10 protein-coding genes are annotated in these 16,532 nt (G+C 72.1%); 4 read left to right on the plus strand and 6 right to left on the minus strand.

The window, feature by feature from the left end; genetic code table 11:
- Window positions 1-111: 111 nt before the first annotated feature.
- Entirely contained in the window at window positions 112-495 is a 384-nt protein-coding gene (locus tag ACFWYM_RS41050; RefSeq protein WP_384849529.1) for a winged helix-turn-helix transcriptional regulator, read from the plus strand.
- Between the two features lie 82 nt (window positions 496-577).
- Here ACFWYM_RS41050 and ACFWYM_RS41055 read toward each other — a convergent pair whose 3' ends face one another.
- On the minus strand, window positions 578-1,450 hold the full coding sequence (locus ACFWYM_RS41055; protein ID WP_384849563.1) for a GNAT family N-acetyltransferase: 873 nt from the start codon (window positions 1,448-1,450) through the stop codon (window positions 578-580).
- A 279-nt stretch (window positions 1,451-1,729) separates the two neighbouring features.
- On the opposite strand from ACFWYM_RS41055, the gene ACFWYM_RS41060 reads away from it, so the two are divergent.
- Both ACFWYM_RS41060 and ACFWYM_RS41065 read left to right on the plus strand, forming a co-directional pair.
- Window positions 1,730-2,371 (plus strand): SAM-dependent methyltransferase, encoded by a 642-nt coding sequence (locus ACFWYM_RS41060; RefSeq protein ID WP_384849532.1) that lies wholly within the window; start codon window positions 1,730-1,732, stop codon window positions 2,369-2,371.
- On the plus strand, window positions 2,368-2,913 hold the full coding sequence (locus tag ACFWYM_RS41065) for a DinB family protein (RefSeq protein WP_384849535.1): 546 nt from the start codon (window positions 2,368-2,370) through the stop codon (window positions 2,911-2,913). Before ACFWYM_RS41060 ends, ACFWYM_RS41065 begins: the two co-directional genes overlap by 4 nt.
- Before the next feature lie 118 nt (window positions 2,914-3,031).
- Here ACFWYM_RS41065 and ACFWYM_RS41070 read toward each other — a convergent pair whose 3' ends face one another.
- The 3 genes from ACFWYM_RS41070 to glyA all read right to left on the minus strand — a co-directional run bounded on the left by ACFWYM_RS41070 (window position 3,032) and on the right by glyA (window position 11,347).
- Window positions 3,032-4,144: an acyltransferase family protein gene (locus tag ACFWYM_RS41070; protein WP_384849538.1), complete on the minus strand. Its 1,113-nt coding sequence runs from the start codon at window positions 4,142-4,144 to the stop codon at window positions 3,032-3,034.
- Between the two features lie 172 nt (window positions 4,145-4,316).
- The gene (locus ACFWYM_RS41075; RefSeq protein ID WP_384849542.1) at window positions 4,317-9,926 is read right to left on the minus strand and encodes an amino acid adenylation domain-containing protein; all 5,610 of its coding nucleotides are present in this window, start codon (window positions 9,924-9,926) and stop codon (window positions 4,317-4,319) included.
- Window positions 9,923-11,347, minus strand: a complete 1,425-nt coding sequence (gene glyA / locus ACFWYM_RS41080) for a serine hydroxymethyltransferase (RefSeq protein ID WP_384849546.1) — start codon at window positions 11,345-11,347, stop codon at window positions 9,923-9,925. Before glyA ends, ACFWYM_RS41075 begins: the two co-directional genes overlap by 4 nt.
- Window positions 11,348-11,744: 397 nt before the next feature.
- On the opposite strand from glyA, the gene ACFWYM_RS41085 reads away from it, so the two are divergent.
- Window positions 11,745-12,794, plus strand: coding sequence for an acyltransferase family protein (locus tag ACFWYM_RS41085; RefSeq protein ID WP_384849549.1), 1,050 nt, complete (start codon window positions 11,745-11,747; stop codon window positions 12,792-12,794).
- A 108-nt stretch (window positions 12,795-12,902) separates the two neighbouring features.
- On the opposite strand, the gene ACFWYM_RS41090 is transcribed toward ACFWYM_RS41085, so the two are convergent.
- Entirely contained in the window at window positions 12,903-14,525 is a 1,623-nt protein-coding gene (locus tag ACFWYM_RS41090) for an amino acid permease (protein WP_384849552.1), read from the minus strand.
- Window positions 14,526-14,542: 17 nt separating this feature from the next.
- Complete coding sequence (locus ACFWYM_RS41095; RefSeq protein WP_384849555.1) at window positions 14,543-15,922, minus strand: glutamate decarboxylase; 1,380 nt, start codon at window positions 15,920-15,922, stop codon at window positions 14,543-14,545.
- Between the last annotated feature and the right edge of the window lie 610 nt (window positions 15,923-16,532).

The following is a 16,532-nucleotide window of genomic DNA, read 5'->3' on the forward strand; positions in this document are numbered from 1 at the left end:
GGGGAGGCACTGACAACGGCCCTGGATCATGGTCTCTTGTGGATGCTCAGGAACCGTAGGAGAGTTGGCGCCGACCCGGGCTGACACACTTATCGGTGACGGAGGAACCAGATGGGGACCAAGCAGCAACTCAAGGGCCTGCCCGCGGACGCGGATCTGCGGCGCGCGGACTCCCTCGCACGGGAGATCTTCTCGGACGTCGCCAACAAGTGGGCCCTGCTGATCATCGAGGCGCTCGGCGAACGCACGCTGCGCTTCAGCGAGTTGCGCGACCAGGTCGAGGGCGTCAGCCACAAGATGCTCACCCAGAATCTGCGCATGCTGGAGCGCAACGGCCTGGTCGACCGGAAGGTGCACCCCACCGTGCCGCCGCGGGTCGAGTACACCCTCACCGAGCCGGGCCGCGGTCTCCTCGCCACGGTCGACGCCATGTGCGGCTGGACGCACCGCAACCTCGGCCACATCGAGGACGCGCGCCGCCGCTTCGACGCCTGACGGGTGCCCGCCCTGAGGTGCGGGTGCCCGGCGGGAGCGAGTGCGGCAAGCGGATGCGCAGCGCCGGGTGCGGGGAGGTGCCCTACGCCTCCCGGAACTGGTCGTACATCGCCGGGAGTTGCCGGAACCCCGCCGACTCGTACGTGGCGACGGCTCCGGTATTGGCGCTCGGGGTGCAGACGAGCGCGCTGGACGAGCCCAGCTCCTGGAGCGCGGCCGCCGCGGCGACGGTGATCGCCCTGCCGTAGCCGCGCCCGCGGTGTTCGCGGTGCACGCCCATCGGTTCGAGCAGCCCGGGCCTGTCAGGTCCGGCCGACCACACCGTCACCGCCGCCACCGCGTCGCCCCGGCCGTCGTACGCCACCAGGCACCGGGCATCGGCGTAGGGCGGTCCGGACGCCATCGCCCGCCAGCGCTCCTCCGTGAACATCGTGCTGCCGAACGCGGACCGATGGACGGCGGTGCGCGCCTGCGTCCCCTCCGGGCCGCTCACCACCTCGGTCCGCACGCCCGGGTCGGGCACCGGCTCCGAGAGGTCGCGGCGCAGTGGCGTCCACGGCTCGTCGATGTCCCAGCCGTGCTCGGCCAGGAGGTCGCGGAACCTTGCCCCCATGGGTGACTCGATGGCCCTCTTCCCCTCGGCGGGCAGTACGCCGCGCTCCGGCACCGTCACGTCCTCGGCCAGCTGCCGCGCCAGTTCCCCGTCCTGCCGGGCCTCCGGCGCGATGGTCAGCCGCAGCAGCCCGGGCCCGTCCAGCAGGCCGACGGCGAGCACCCGTCCGTTCCGGCTCCACGTCCGGACCGCCGCCGCCGTCGCCTCCGCGCCCTCTCGCCAGAACCAGCCCAGGTCCCTCGGATGCAACTGCATCGGCGCCCCCTCGTACTGCCAATCCCGCAGCACGCCCACCACTTCGCCGAGCCCGTCGGTCCCCGGCTCACTCATCACCGTCGGCATACCTCGCATACCGCTGATCAGACCTCACCGCATCGGCGGTCCGCATCCGGTTTTCGGCCGGCAGGGACCCCTCGGGCGCCGCCTGGCCCTGCTGGGCGGCGCTTGGCGGCGCTCGGCGGTGCTTGGCAGTGCTCGGCGGTGCTTGGCAGTGCTCGGCGGTGCTTTGCCAATACCGCAAGTTCCCGTGCCAAGCCGTGGGGGCCCTGCCGAGACTGAGGGCACTCCGACGCACCCCGTGCATTACGAGGCACTGAGTGCATTCCTACGCAGGGAGTCTTCATGAGCGCCACTGATGCTGCCGTGTTCTGGGACGGCGTCTACGCGGCCCGGCCCGGGGCCGACGCGACGTCCCCCGACGGGCCGTCCCCCAACGCTCGGCTCACCGAGACGGTGACGGGCCTGGAGCCGGGCGACGCATTGGACCTCGGTTGCGGTGAGGGCGGCGACGCGCTGTGGCTCGCCGGTCAGGGGTGGCGCGTCACCGCCGTGGACATCTCGGCTGTGGCGGTCGGACGGGGCGACGATCGTGCCCGTGCACGGGGCCTCGGCGACCGCGTCGTCGGCGTGCGGCACGACGTGCACCAGTCCTTTCCCGCCGGCAGCTTCGACTTGATCTGCGCCCACTATCTGCACACCCCCTGCGACCTGGACCGGACGTCCGTCCTGCGCTCGGCCGCATCTGCGCTGCGCCGGGGCGGGCGGCTGCTGGTCGTCGACCACGGCTCGACCGCGCCGTGGTCGTGGAACCAGGATCCCGGGACCCGCTACCCGAGCCCCCAGGAGGTCGCCGCCGGCATGGACCTGGACCCGCGGACCTGGACGGTCGAGCGGGCCGACGCGCCCCGCCGGATCGCCAACGGGCCGGACGGGCGCACCACCGAGGTCACCGATCACGTCCTGCTCGTCCGCCGCACCGGATGACACGGCGGCCCGCACCGCCGTCGGCAACGAAGGAGCTCACCGTGCCCAGCACCACCCGCCGCAACCGCCGCCGCGACACCCCTCCGCCCCGGACCGCGAACGACGAGCTCGAGGTCCTGCGCGGATTCCTCGACTACCTCCGGACCTCGATGGCCGCGAAGGTCGACGGCGCACCCGAACCGCAGGTGCGCACAGCCGCCGTGCCGTCGGGGACGAACCTGCTCGGCCTGCTCAACCACCTGACGTTCGTGGAGCGTTCGATGTTCCTCGGGGAGGACGTCGCCGACTGGCAGGGGACGTTCGCGGCCGCGGCTGCGGACAGCGTGGCCGAGGTCGTGGCCCGCTACCAGGACGCGGTCGAGCGCGCGAACGTCGTGCTCGACACGTGCGGCGATCCCGGGGCCCCCGTCCCCCGGCCGGAGTCGGCCCGACCCGCCCCCAGCGTCCGGTGGGCCCTCACCCACATGATCGAGGAGACCGGGCGGCACGCGGGCCACGCCGACATCCTGCGCGAGCTGATCGACGGTTCGACCGGCCGCTGACCTGGCGAGGGCCCCCACGCCAGGGAACGACGTGAGGGCCCTCGCTCACAGCCACTCATGCACTCGTGCACTCATACGTCCGCACTCAACTGCCTTTGGTGATCGTGCTCATCAGGGTTCAGTCGTCCCCCTTCACCGAGACCAGAACACTCTCCGGGGCAGCCCGCACGGTGTTCTTCGCCCGGGGTCGGCTGAACCGGCGGACCAAGGGCATCTCCACCCACGTGAACAGCGCGTGGGAGAGCGCGAGACAGAACACGAAGATGGCGAGGACCAGCCCGGCCCCGGCGACCGGCGACATCTCGTAGTGGACCGCGATCCACCGGTAGCAGTACATGAGGACCACGGCGTGCACCATGTAGAAGGCGAAGGACCGTTCGCCGAGCCACACCAGGGCCCGATGGCGGAACGGTGAGGCATCGCCCCGCGTATCGGCGAGCGCCCCGGCGGCCACCAGCGGCACGAGCCAGACGACGGACCCGCCGCCCAGACCGAACAGGTACGGGAGCTGCAGGGTGACCACGTAGCCGCCCACGGCGATCAGACCGGCGGGCACCAGTCCGAGGCGAGGCCACGCTCCGGCCATCACCAGCCGGGCGATCACCATGCCGAGGACGAACTCCAGGGCCCGCACCGGCGGGAAGAGATAGACGAACCAGATCTGCTCGTAGGAGAGCGAGCCGTACGGCGGGACGCCCAGCGCGGGGCCGTTGATCAGGTACTGGCCCACCAGTGGCGCGACCCACGTGAGTGCGGCGACGCCGCCCGCGAGTACCCAGAGGCGACGGAACGGCACCCGGTTCACGAGCCAGAGCAGCGCCGGGAAGCTGAGGTAGAAGAAGAGCTCGCAGGAGAGCGACCAGCTGACCGTGTTCATCGTCCGCGACGTCCCCACGTCGCTGAACCACGACTGGACGAGGAAGACATTGGCCAGCGTCGCCTTGAGCGTGAAGACGTCCGACGCGATCAGCATCAGGACCGCGGTGAGCCCGAGGGTGACCAGGTGGTTCGGGAAGACCTTCACCACCCTGCGCCGCCAGATGCTCGTGGCCCGGTCGCCGGGCCTGGCCACCCAGGTCAGCACGAAACCGCTCAGCAGGAAGAAGAACGTCACGCCGTAGTAGCCGGAGTTGGCGAACACGTCGCCGAGGAAGTCTCCTGTCGACCCCCTGATGTAGGGGAACTGGGTGGCGTGGAGGGCGAAGACGAGGAACGCCCCGATGAAACGCATTCCGGTCAGCGAGGGAAGCATGCCGACTCTCGGCTGCACTGGTTGGACTGACATCACAACTGCCTCTCTACGACGGGACGTTCACGTGCCGTCGACGCTAGGTTCCAGGGATCGTTCAAGGTCAGGGCGGCCGCTCCCGTGGAGCGGCCGCCCAGCTCTAGGGGCTGTGCTGCTAGCCGGCCCGCCGGGCCCGCAGGGACGGCCGCCGGGGCCTGCGTGCGTGGGCGAGTTGGCCGGTGAGCCCCGCCACCGTGGGGTGCTTGAAGACGGCTCGCACGTTCAGCTCCGCGTCGAGGCGGGCCCGGATGCGCGCGATCAGCCGGGTGGCGAGGAGCGAGTGGCCGCCGAGCTCGAAGAAGCTGTCGTCCAGGCCCACTTCGTCGACGCCGAGGACCTCGGCGAACAGGGCGCACAGCTCCCTCTCCTGCGCCGTGGTGGGCTTGCGGCCGCCCGCCGCCGCGCTGAAGTCGGGCACCGGGAGGGCGCGCCGGTCCAGCTTGCCGTGCGGGGTCAGCGGCAGGGCGTCGAGGGAGACGATCGCCGCCGGGACCATGTGGTCGGGCAGTGTGGCCGCGAGATGGGCGCGCAGCTCCGTACCCGCGACCGGCCGCGCGGTGACCACGTACGCGGCGAGGCGCTTGTCTCCGGGACGGTCCTCACGGACGACGACGGTCGCCTGCTCGACCTGCGGGTGCCGGGCCAGCACGGCCTCGATCTCGCCGAGTTCGATGCGGAACCCGCGGATCTTCACCTGGTCGTCGGCCCGCCCCAGGTACTCCAGGGCGCCCTCGGACGTCCAGCGCACCACGTCCCCGGTCCGGTACATCCGCTCGCCCGGCGCCCCGAACGGGCAGGGCACGAACCGCTCGGCGGTCAGGGGCGCGCGCCGCAGGTAGCCACGGGCGAGTTGGGCCCCGGCCACGTACAACTCCCCTGCCACGCCCGGCGGCACGGGCCGCAGGCCGCCGTCCAGGACGTAGGCGCGCGTGCCCGGGACGGGCCTGCCGATCGGGGGTGTGCCGTCGCCCGGGTCGAGGGGGTCGCTCATGGTGACGGCGACGGTCGCCTCGGTCGGCCCGTACGCGTTGACCATGCGCCGCCCGGCCGCCCAGCGCTCGACCAGGTCCGCCGAGGTGGCGTCGCCGCCCACGATCAGGGAGGCGAGGCCGGGCAGCCGGGCGTCGGGGACTCCGGCGAGGACCGTCGGCGGGATCAGCGCATGGGTCACCCTTCGGGCCTGGATCACTTCTGCGAGCGCCTCGTCGGCGAGCGGCCCGTCGTCCGGGGCGATCAGCGCCGCGCCCGAGGTCAGCGCCATGCACAGCTCCAGCACCGAGGCGTCGAAGCTGGGCGAGGAGAACTGCAGGACTCGGCTCTGCGGCGTCACCGCGAACCGCTCGCGCTCGGCGGCCGCGAAGGCGGCGATGCCCCGGTGGGTGACCACAACTCCCTTGGGCCTGCCGGTCGATCCGGAGGTGTAGATGAGATACGCGGGTGCGTCCACGGATGCCGGACCGGTCCCCTTCACCTCCGTCCCGTCCGTCCCCTGTGCGCCGCCCTCTCCGGCCGGTGGCGTCTCGTCGAGCAGCAGCGGCGTCATGGCTGCGGCGTCGGCGTCGGGCACGTCCGCCAGGTGGCGGCGCGTGGTGAGCACGGCGGCGGGGCGGGCGTCGGTGAGGACGAACGCGATGCGCTCGGCGGGGTAGTTGGGGTCGATCGGCAGATAGGCGGCGCCTGCCTTCATCACCGCGAGCGAGCCGATCACCGACTCGACGGACCGGCCGAGCAGGAGCGCCACGGTCTGTTCGGCGCCGATGCCGCGACGGTTCAGACGGGCCGCCAACTGGTCGGTGAGGACGTCCAGTTGCGCGTACGTGAGCCGGGACCGCGGTCCCTCCACGGCCACGGCGTCGGGTGTGCGTGCCGCCTGGGCGGTGAACAGGGCGGGCAGGGTGGCCGGGGGCACGGGGTCGCCCTGGGTGTTCCAGTCGACGAGGATGCGTCGGCGTTCCTCGGCGTCGAGCAGGTCGAGCTCGGCCAGGGGCAGTTCGGGGTGGTCCGCGATGGCGGTCAGGACGCGGAGGTAGCGCCGGGCGACGGCGTCGATGGCGGCGCGGTCGATCAGGTCCGGGGCGTGGTCGAAGCGCAGGTGCAGGGTGTCGGCGGCGGGTGTGGCCACGAGGGTCACCGGGTAGTGGGTGACGTTCGGCGAGTCGACTCCGGTGATCGCGCACCCGGCCGCCTCCGCAGGCCGGTCCTCGACGCCGGAGGGGTAGGACTGGAAGGCGACCAGCGTGTCGAACAGGGCGTCCACGCCGACGGCTCGGTGGATGGCGCCCAGGCCCGCGTGGTGGTGGTCGAGCAGGGCGGCCTGTCGGCGCTGCAGGTCCTTCAGGACGTCGGCGAGGGTGTCGCCGGGCGCCGAACGGACCCGTACCGGCAGGGTGTTGATGAAGAGGCCGACCATCGATTCCACGCCGGGAAGCCCGGCGGGCCGCCCGGAGACGGTGGTCCCGAACACCACGTCGTGCCGGCCGGTCAGCCCGCCGAGCAGGACCGCCCAGGCGCCCTGGACCAGGGTGTTCTGGGTGACGCCGAGGTCGGTCGCGCGCTCGGCGAGGCGTCGGGTCTCGGCGGCCGTCAGCTCGATCTCGATCGATCGGGCGGCGGCGCGGTCCCCGCGGGCCGGGGCGGCGGGGGCGAGGGTGGTGGGCTCGCTCACGCCGTCGAGTTCCTCGGCCCAGACGCGCAGCGTCGCGTCGTGGTCCTGGTGGTGCAGCCAGGCGAGGAAGTCCCGGTAGCCGTGAGCGGGCGCGGCGGGTGCAGCGGATTCAGCGGGTGCGGCTGCGTTGTCCGCGGCCCCGTACAGCCGTGCCAGGTCGCGCGCGAGGATCTGCTCGGACCAGCCGTCGATGAGGACGTGGTGGATGGTCAGGACGAGTTCGGCGCGCTCGGGCCCGGTCCTGACGAGGGTCATGCGCAGCAGCGGTGCCCGGGCCGGGTCGAGGCGGTCCGCCTGGTCCTCGGCGAGGAAGCGGTCGTACGCCGCCGTGCGCGCGGCCTCGTCGAGGTGGCGCAGATCCCTTTCCTGCCAGGGGAGTTCGACGTCGGCGAGGATCAGCTGGGCGAGGTTGCCGGCCGTGTCCGGGACGAAGGCGGCCCGCAGGTTGGCGTGCCGTTCGAGCAGCGCCTGTGCGGCGGCGCGCATCCGCGCCGGATCCACCGGGCCTTCCAGATGGAACACGGTCTGCATCTGGTAGGCGTCGTGGCCGGTGTCCTGGAGCATCGACTCGAAGAGCATCCCGGACTGCAGCGGCGTCAGCGGCCAGATCTCTTCGAGGTTCGGGTACGGGCGGCGGAAGGCGGCGAGGTCCTGCTCGGCCGGCTCGGGGAGCGTCAGGGGCGCCGTCGCGTCGGCCTCGGTGGCGAGCGGGGCGAGGGCGGCGATGGTGCGGCTGTGCAGCAGCTGCCCGGGGGTGATCCGCAGGCCGTGGGTGCGGGCGCGCGTGACGACCTGGATGGCGCGGATGCTGTCACCGCCGACGGCCAGGAAGTCGTCGTCCACGCCGACGCGTTGGCGGCCGAGCACGTCCGCCCAGACGTCGGCGAGAACACGCTCGACGGCGGTGGTCGGCGCGCGGTGGGCCGTGGTGGCGGTGAAGACGGGGGCGGGCAGGTTCGTGCGGTCCAGCTTGCCGTTGGGCGTCAACGGCAGTTCCGGCAGCGGCACCAGGGCGGCCGGGACCATGAATTCGGGCAGGCGCTCGGCGGCCAGGGCGCGGGCGGCGTCGAGGTCGAGGCCCGCGTCGGGGTCGCTCGGCACGAGGTAGGCGACCAGGGTGCGGGCCTCGTGGGCGGCGACGGCCACCTGCCGGACGTCGGGCCGGGAGCGCAACACGGCCTCGATCTCGCCCAGTTCGACCCGCAGGCCGTTGATCTTCACCTGGAAGTCGGCGCGGCCCAGGAGCTCGATCAGCCCGTCCGGGCCGTACCGGGCCAGGTCGCCGGTGCGGTACACGCGCTCGTCGCTGACGAGGCCGCCGTGCGACCAGATGTGAAAGCGCTCGTCGGTCCGCTCGGGCTGGTCCAGGTAGCCGCGGGCGAGGCCGGTGCCCGCGAGGTACAACTCCCCCGCCACACCGGGCGGTACGGGCTGCAGCGCCGCGTCCAGGATGTAGGTGCGCTGGTTGGCCATGGGCCTGCCGTACGGGATGCTCGGCGCGTCCGGATCCGTGTCGCGCACCTCGTACAGCGTGGAGTGGATGGACGCCTCGGTGGCGCCGCCCATGACGATGCAGCGCAGGTCGGGCGCGAAGGCGCGCAGCCGGTCCGGCAGCGTGACAGGCACCCAGTCGCCGCCGAGCAGCGCGAGCCGCAGGCAGGCCAGGGGCTCTGCGCCGGTCTGCTCCAGCTGGTCGACGAGCAGTCCGAGCAGTGCGGGTGCGGAGTTCCACACGGTGACGGCGTGGTCGGCGAGCAGCTCGGCCCAGTGCGCCGGGTCCTTGGCGCGCTCGGGGTCGGGCAGGACGACGGTGCCGCCGGCCGTGGTCATCCCCAGGAACTCGTACACCGACATGTCGAAGCTGGGTGACGACAGGGCGAGCGCGGCATCGCACAGCCCCACGCCGAAGCGGGAGTTGAGGTCGGCGATGTTGTTCAGCACGCCGCGGTGGCGCAGCGCGATCGGCTTGGGGGCGCCGGTGGAGCCCGAGGTGTGGATGATGTAGCAGAGGTTCTCGGGACCGGCGGTGGGCGCCGGGTCGTGGGCGGGCTGTGCGGCCAGGGCGTCGGCGTCGCGGTCGAGCAGGACGAGGGGCCGGTCGCCGTCGGCTCCGGCGTGGGGCAGGTGCGCGAGCAGGTCCGTGCGGCTCACCATGACCGCGCAGGAGGTGCCTTCGACCATGGTGGCGATGCGCCGGGCCGGGTAGGCCGGGTCCAGTGGCACATAGGCGCCGCCCGCCTTGAGGATGCCGAGGACCGCGACGAGCAGGTCGGCGGAGCGGTCGAGGCACAGGCCCACGCGCACGTCCGGGCCGACTCCGAGGGAACGCAGGCGGTGGGCGAGCCGGTTGGCGCGGGTGTTGATGTCCGCGTAGGTCCAGCGGCGGGTGCCGCGCACCACGGCCACGGCGTCGGGCGTCTCGCGCACGCGGGCCTCGAACGCCGCGTGCAGGCACCTGTCGTGGGGCAGATCGGTGGCGGTGTCGTTCCAGTCGAGCAGCTGTCGGCGCAGCTCGTCGTCGCCGAGGAGGCGCAGGTGTGCGACGGTCCGGCGGGGCGCGCTCAGGGCGTCGGCGACCAGGGTGCGGTGGTGGCCGAGGAGCCGGAGCAGCGTCGTGCGGTCGTACAGCTCGGGTGTGTAGTGCAGTTCGACGGCCGGGGTGGGGGTGTCGAGGTCGGCGAGGACGAGGTGCAGCTCGCAGTGGCCGGTCGCCTCGTCGCTGGTGGTGGGTTCGGCGGCCGGTTCCAGGTCGGTGAGCGTCGTCTCGCCGTGTACGAGGCAACGGACGTGTGTCATGGGCGGGTTGGCGGCCCCCAGGGGGTGGGCGCCGTCAGCCGGCCGGGACGCCTTGTGGGCGAAGGAGATCCGTTCCTGCCCGGTGTAGCGGAACAGCAGGGCCGCGAACCCCGCGAGCAGCAGCCGCTCGCGCTCGGCGGCCGTCGCGGGCGACGGCACGTCGAGGGCGGCGCGCACCACGGCCGTGCGCGCGTAGGCGACGTCGGGGCGGCGGGGGCGGTCCGTGGGCAGCAGTACGTGTGGCCAGGTGGTCGTGGGGGTCACCGCGGGGCTCCGTTCGGTAAGGCGGGTGTACGGATGGTGCGCTGGTGGGGCAGCGGGTGGCGGGCGCAGAGACGGGCGACGTCCTCGCGGACCCTGGTCACGAGCGCCGGCGGAACGCGGTGTTCCGCGGTGCCGGCGCCCTTGGTGGACTGGAGCACGGTGTGCAGGAGGCGGGCGCATTCCGCCATCTCCTCGGGCCCCATGCCGCGTTGCGCGAGAGCGTTGGTGCCGAGCCGCAGTCCGACGGCCACCGACGGGGCCATGGCGTCGCCCGGAACGTCGCCGGGAAGGTCACCCGGAATGCGGTAGCGGTGCGCCAGAATCCCGCATTCCGAAAGGGCCCGTTCGGCCACGGCACCCGTCAGTCCGGAGCCCACGATGTCGACCAGCACCATGTGGTCGTCGGTGCCGCCGGCCAGTACGCGGTAGCCGAGTCCGGCCAGTTCCCAGGCGAGCGCCCGGGCGTTCTCGACGATCAGGCGCGCGGTGCGCCGGAATTCCGGCCGGGCGGCCAGGGCGAACGCCCGCTCCTTGGCGGTGATCGCCGCGAGGCTCGGCGCGCCGTGCGCCTGTGCGCGCACCGCGCGGTGCAGCAGCCGCTCCAGCGGTGTGCACCCGTCGGGACCGGCGGCGCGGTGGTCGCGGCCGCTGAGGATCAGGCCGCCGCGGGGACCGCCCAGTTGCTGGTGCGTGTTCGTGGTCGTGATGTGGGCGGTGTCGACCGGACTCGGGTGCTCCCCCGCCGCCACCAGACCGGCGACGTGGGAGATGTCGACGAGCAGATACGCGCCTGCGGCGTCCGCGATCGCGCGCAGCCGCGCGAAGTCGAGCCGCCGCGGATAGGCGCCCGCCTCGGCGACGATCACCCGGGGACGGTGGCGCCGCGCCACCTCCTCGACCTGCGCGTAGTCGACGCGGCCGGTCCGGTCGAGGCCGTAGTACAGGGTGCGGCGCTCGCGGCCGGTCGCCGCCGACGGCGCTGCGTGCGTCGCTGTCGCGGCTGCCGATGTCCCGTGCGTCGAAGTCCCGCGTGCCGGTGTCGCGTGCGCCGCTCGGCCGCCGGCCTCCGGGTGCGGTCCGAGGACCGTCTCTCCCTCCGACAGCAGCGCGGCCAGGACCGCACGGTGGGCCGCCGCGCAGGAATGGGGCCGCACATTCGCATAGCGCGCGCCGAACAGCTTGGTGGCGCGCGCCACGGCGAGGCGTTCCACCTGCTCGAGCCGGGCGGAGTCCGCGTGCCGCGACGGCGCGGCAGCGGCCGGCGCGGGCGTCGGGTGGTTCGCCTCCGCGTCCAGCAGCTCGGCGAGTTCGGTGTCGGAGTGAGCGCCCCGCTCAGGCCCGTCGTACCCGTCGGACTCTCTGAGTGAGGTGCCCGCCGGTTCGGGGTCCGCCCAAATCGTGATGCTGGACTGAGTGGTCATGCCGTGGCTCCCTTGTCGCTGAACTGGCCGTCGGTCCGGAGGGGTTGATTCCGGTCATCTGCGGATCACCTCCAGCGACCGTAACAAACCGCGAGGTCGGTTTTAACCGCAGCGACACATGACCGCCCTCTCCACGCCGCACTTTCCGCCACCCCTGGGCGCACAACGGATTTCGCTGCGCGTTAGATGGGTCAGACACGGACTGCCAGCGAAGATCACTACCTGGACCCGGCGATTCCGGGCGCACGCCAGGTGCTCCGCACCGCATCCGGGATGGCTGAATCGCCATGCCGAGCGCTCAACTGTTCGTTGCTCTCGGCACGAGGGACGAAAGGCCCGGGGCGTGCGGGACTTTCGGCCGGCAGGTCACGGCGGGGGTACTGCGTAGGGTGCCCGGATGACCTCGACCGCGCCCGCCACCCGCTCCCGGCCGACCCCCACGACGACCGGCACTCCCGCCGAGCGGTCCCAGGCCCGCGACCCCTTCTTCGACAACGCCAAGTTCCTGCTCATCGTCCTCGTGGTGGCGGGGCACAGCTGGTCTCCGCTGCAGGCGCAGATTCCGGCGGTGAAGGCCGCCTACACGGTCGTGTATCTCTTCCACATGCCGGCGTTCATCGTCATCTGCGGCTATTTCGCACGGCACTTTTGCGGCACGGGCCCGCAGATGCGCGCGCTGCTGACCAAGGTCCTGCTGCCGTATCTGCTGTTCCAGACCGCCTACCAGGCTCTCGACCTCTGGATCTCGGGCGGCCCCTTCCAGATCCACCCCATCCAGCCGACGTACGTCCTGTGGTTCCTGCCCGCCCTGTGCCTGTGGCGGGTCAGCGTGCCGCTGTGGACGGCGGTGCGCCGTCCCCTGCTCCTCGCCGTCGCCGTGTCCCTCGCTGCGGGGACCACCCAGATGTCGTACGACCTGGCGCTGCCGCGCGTCCTGATGTTCCTGCCGTGGTTCGTCCTCGGCCTGCGGCTGCGCCCGGAGCACCTCGCCCGGCTGCGCACGCCGGCCCTGCGCGGCGTCGCGGGCGGGGTGCTGCTCGCCGCGCTCGCGGGCGCGTACTGGCTGGCTCCCGGGGTCGACCCGGACTGGTTCAACATGCAGTACAGCTACGAGGAGCTCGGCAGCAGCATGCCCGCCTATCTCGGGCTGCGGGTCGTCCTCTTCGCGCTGTCCGGCCTGCTCGTCGCGGCGTTCTTCGCGCTCGTGCCCGACCGCCGCACGCGGTACACGGCGCTCGGAGCGGTCACCATGTTCCCGTTCCTCGCCCACGGGCTCGTGATCCAGACCGCCGAGCGCCTCGACCTCGACGGCCTGGCGGGCCGGTTGGGCGCCTCGGCCGCCCCGGTTCTCGCGCTCTTCGCGCTCGGCCTGGCGCTGCTGCTGTCGAGCCGGCCGGTGCGCCTGCTGCTCCGCCCCTTCGTGGAGCCCGGAACTCGCAACGCGTGACTCGTAACGCGTTACGCGTTACGCGTTACTCGTAACGCGTGCAGTGAGGGCGGGGCCAGGATGTCGTCCCGGTCCCGCCCTCACCGTTGTGCTCGGTGGATCAGTGGCTCAGTGCGAGTGGTGGTGGCGCAGATGCGGCCACCTGTGCCGGGCCGGTGCAGATGCGGGCGCAGGCTCGGCTGTCGTCGCCTCCGCGTGCCCGGGCGGGAAGTCCCGTACCCGCGGAGTGTCGCTCCAGGACGGCTTGGCCAGGGCGCTGATGAAGACGGGGGCGCCGGTGAAGACCAGGAGGCCGGCGGCGACCAGGCCGATGTACATCGCGGGGCTGCCCACGGGCAGTTGGGCCGGTGGCACGAAGGAGAGCAGCAGGGCGAAGGCCACGGCGGCGAAGCCGGTGCCCGCGACCAGCCAGATGCCGGGCTTGCCGCCGGGGATGCGGAAGCTGCGCGGCAGGTGGGGCTGGGTGTAGCGGAGCCGGATGACCGCCGCGTACAGCATCAGGTACATCACGATGTAGAGGCTCACCGTCATGGCCGAGATCAGGAAGAACGCGGCGGACACGTTCGGCGTCACCAGGTAGATCGAGGAGATCAGGGTGACGATCACGCCCTGCGTCAGCAGGATGTTGCGCTGGGCGCCCTTCTTGTTGGTGCGCCTCAGGGCGGGCGGCAGCAGGCCGTCGTGGGCGGTGGACAGGAGCGCCTTGCTGGGGCCCCCGATCCAGGCGAGGGCTCCGCTCAGGGCGCCGTAGCCGATCAGGGCGGCGATCACCGGGACGAGCCAGCCGACGTGCAGCGCGGTGCCGAGGACCAGCTGGAAGGCGTCGAAGACACCCGAGGTGAGGGTGATCTTCCCGTACGGGAGGATGCCCGCGACCGCGAGCGACCCGGCCGTGAAGATGGTGAAAGCGAGCCCCGCGGCGAGCCACATCGCCTTCGGGTAGCCGCGCCCCGGGTCCTGCATGTCGGAGACGTGCACGGCCTGCGACTCACCTCCCGCGAAGAGCAGCAGGATCCCGGCGAGGAAGGCGAGCGTGCTCAGTCCGGTCAGGGCGGGGAAGAAGCTCGGGTGGCCGTGGCTCGTGACGGCGGCCGCCGTCGTGTGCTCCCAGCCGATGGGGTGGCCGGTGGCGATCCAGTAGCCGAAGAGACCGAGCAGCAGCAGGCCGGGCAGGGCCGTGCCGAGCACGAACCCGCGCTTGGCGATCTTGATGAGGGCGCCGGTGCCGCTGAGCGCCACGAGGGTGGCGAGCCAGTACGCGCCGATGCAGAACAGGCCGACGAAGACGTGGTTCGAGGCGAGGGCCGGGTCGCGGACGGCGAAGGCGACGGCGGCCGCGGCGAAGCCGAGGCCGGTGGGGTACCAGACGACGTTCTGGACCCACTGGAGCCAGACGGCGACGAAGCCGGAGCGCTTGCCGAACGCGTCGCCGACCCAGTCGTAGACCCCGCCCTTTCGGCCGGCGAACGCGCCGCCGAGTTCGGCGGAGACGAGGGCCGCGGGCAGGAGGAAGAGGAGGGTGGCGAAGCCGATGTACACGAACATCGTCATCTCCTCCTTGGCCATCATGGGCAGGCCGCGGAGGCTGGTGATGACGGACGCGGCCGTCATCAGGCCGACCGCGGGGACGGTCAGCCCCCGGGCCCGGCCGGCCTTGGCCACAACCGTGCGGGTTCTGGCGGGAGTCGGCGGCGTGCTGGGCGCACCGGGCGCCCCGTCGGATGACGTCATGGCGGATCTCCAGGTGCTCAGTGGTGGAAGGAGACCGGCGCGGCGGCCCGATGGGGCGTCTCGGTCAGCCGGGCGACCGCGCGCCGCATGTCGTCGAGGAACAGGGACGCCTTGTCGCGGCTGATCTCGCGGCGCACCAGGAGGCGGTGGATGACGGTGTCCTTGCGGCCCGTGGGCAGGGGGTACGCGGCCACCTGCCAGCCGCGCTCGCGCAGCTTGGCCGAGAGGTCGTAGAGCGTGAACGGCGTGTGCGCGGGGTCGGTGAGGGTGTACGAGATGCCGGGCAGCCCGCCGTGGCCGTCGTACAGGAGCGTGAACGGCCCCATCTTTGCGACCTCTTCGCCGAGGTAGGCGGCGGTGTCCAGGCAGTTCTGCTGGGTGCGGCGGTAGCCTTCGCGGCCCAGGCGCAGGAAGAGGTAGTACTGGGCGATGATCTCGCCGCCGGGGCGGGAGAAGTTGAGGGCGAACGTCGGCATGTCGCCGCCCAGGTAGTCGACGTGGAAGACGAGTTCCTCGGGCAGGAGCTCGGGCTCGCGCCACACCACCCAGCCGACGCCGAGCGGGGCCATGCCGTACTTGTGACCCGATGTGTTGATGGAGGCGACGCGCGGGACCCGGAAGTCCCAGACCAGGTCGGGCTGGACGAACGGCGCGATGAAGCCGCCGCTGGCCGCGTCGACGTGGAGGGGGATGTCGAGACCCATGTCCTTTTCGATGGCGTCGAGTTCGGCGGCGAGGGCGGCGACGGGCTCGTAGTCGCAGGTGAAGGTGACGCCGAGGATGGCGACGACGCCGATGGTGTTCTCGTCGACGTGGCAGCGCAGTTGCTCGGGGCGCAGGCCGGTGGCGCCCGGCAGCAGCGGCACCTCGCGCAGCTCGACGTCGAAGTAGCGGGCGAACTTCTTCCAGCAGATCTGGACCGGGCCGCAGACGATGTTCGGCTTGTCGGTGGGCAGCCCCGCGGCCTGCCGGGCCTTGCGCCAGCGCCACTTCATGGCCAGGCCGCCCAGCATGCACGCCTCGCTGGAGCCGGTGGTGGAGCAGCCGAGCGCATGCTCGGGGTCGGGGCCGTGCCACAGGTCGGCGAGCATCCGCACACAGCGCTGCTCGATCTCGGCGGTCTGCGGGTACTCGTCCTTGTCGATCATGTTCTTGCCGAGGCTCTCGTCCATCAGCGCCCGCGCCTGGGGTTCGCTCCAGGTGGTGCAGAAGGTGGCGAGGTTCTGGGAGGCGTTCCCGTCGAGTTCCAACTCGTCGTGGATCAGCTGGTAGACGGCGGTGGGGTCGGCCGGGGCGGCGGGGAAGCTGCTCTTGGGCAGGGCGCCTCGGCCCAGGGACGTGGTGTAGATGCCGTCGATGCTTGAGGCGGGCTCCTGAGGGGTTTCCATGACCGTCATCTGTCTCACTCGCGATCTTGCGTGGGGCGGGCGGCGCCGGGGAGGTCCGGTGTCGTCGGTGGGCGCTTCACTTCTCGACCCCGGTCGGGCTTCGCTTCTCGATCCCGGCCGGGCTTCGCTTCTCGATCCGGGGCAGATCGATCACGCCCACATCCATGACACACCCGTCCCTGCCGGGTGCCCGGGCGCGGAAGACCTGACTTGAGGTACGCAGGACCCGCTGCCCCGGGTCTGCCTGTCAACGGAAGTGAACGCCCCCATGACTGCCCTTTGGTGATCGTCCGGGGCGTCGGACTGTGCCCTCCGCGGCCCTTGACGCCGTCCCGGCGCTTGCCTGAGTTGCCCGGAGCGTCCCACCCTCGCGTTCCAGGCAGCCTACGTTTCCCCTGGTCAGAGGCCCATTTTGCGTTCCAGTGTCCCCAACTGCCGGACTTTCCTGGCAATCGGAACCCCGCACCCCGCAAGCTCGGATCCGTGCCGATGCGGAGATTCCGATTGCGGTGCTCAGCACGGCACGTCAGTAACGACTTTGGGAGTACGTACATGCTTCGCAAGCGCTCACGTCTGATCGCCGCCCCGATCGCGGCCGCCGCCCTGACCCTCACGGCCG

The organism is Streptomyces sp. NPDC059009 (genome assembly GCF_042740175.1).
Classification (GTDB): domain Bacteria; phylum Actinomycetota; class Actinomycetes; order Streptomycetales; family Streptomycetaceae; genus Streptomyces.

Excerpts from the sequence above, each read along its gene's own strand:
- ACFWYM_RS41065 (WP_384849535.1), top strand. The coding sequence starts at position 2,368 with ATGACACGGCGGCCCGCACCGCCGTCGGCAACGAAGGAGCTCACCGTG.
- glyA (WP_384849546.1), bottom strand. The coding sequence starts at position 11,347 with ATGACCACTCAGTCCAGCATCACGATTTGGGCGGACCCCGAACCGGCG.
- ACFWYM_RS41050 (WP_384849529.1), top strand. The coding sequence starts at position 112 with ATGGGGACCAAGCAGCAACTCAAGGGCCTGCCCGCGGACGCGGATCTG.
- ACFWYM_RS41055 (WP_384849563.1), bottom strand. The coding sequence starts at position 1,450 with ATGCCGACGGTGATGAGTGAGCCGGGGACCGACGGGCTCGGCGAAGTG.
- ACFWYM_RS41095 (WP_384849555.1), bottom strand. The coding sequence starts at position 15,922 with ATGACGGTCATGGAAACCCCTCAGGAGCCCGCCTCAAGCATCGACGGC.
- ACFWYM_RS41060 (WP_384849532.1), top strand. The coding sequence starts at position 1,730 with ATGAGCGCCACTGATGCTGCCGTGTTCTGGGACGGCGTCTACGCGGCC.
- ACFWYM_RS41090 (WP_384849552.1), bottom strand. The coding sequence starts at position 14,525 with ATGACGTCATCCGACGGGGCGCCCGGTGCGCCCAGCACGCCGCCGACT.
- ACFWYM_RS41070 (WP_384849538.1), bottom strand. The coding sequence starts at position 4,144 with ATGCGTTTCATCGGGGCGTTCCTCGTCTTCGCCCTCCACGCCACCCAG.
- ACFWYM_RS41085 (WP_384849549.1), top strand. The coding sequence starts at position 11,745 with ATGACCTCGACCGCGCCCGCCACCCGCTCCCGGCCGACCCCCACGACG.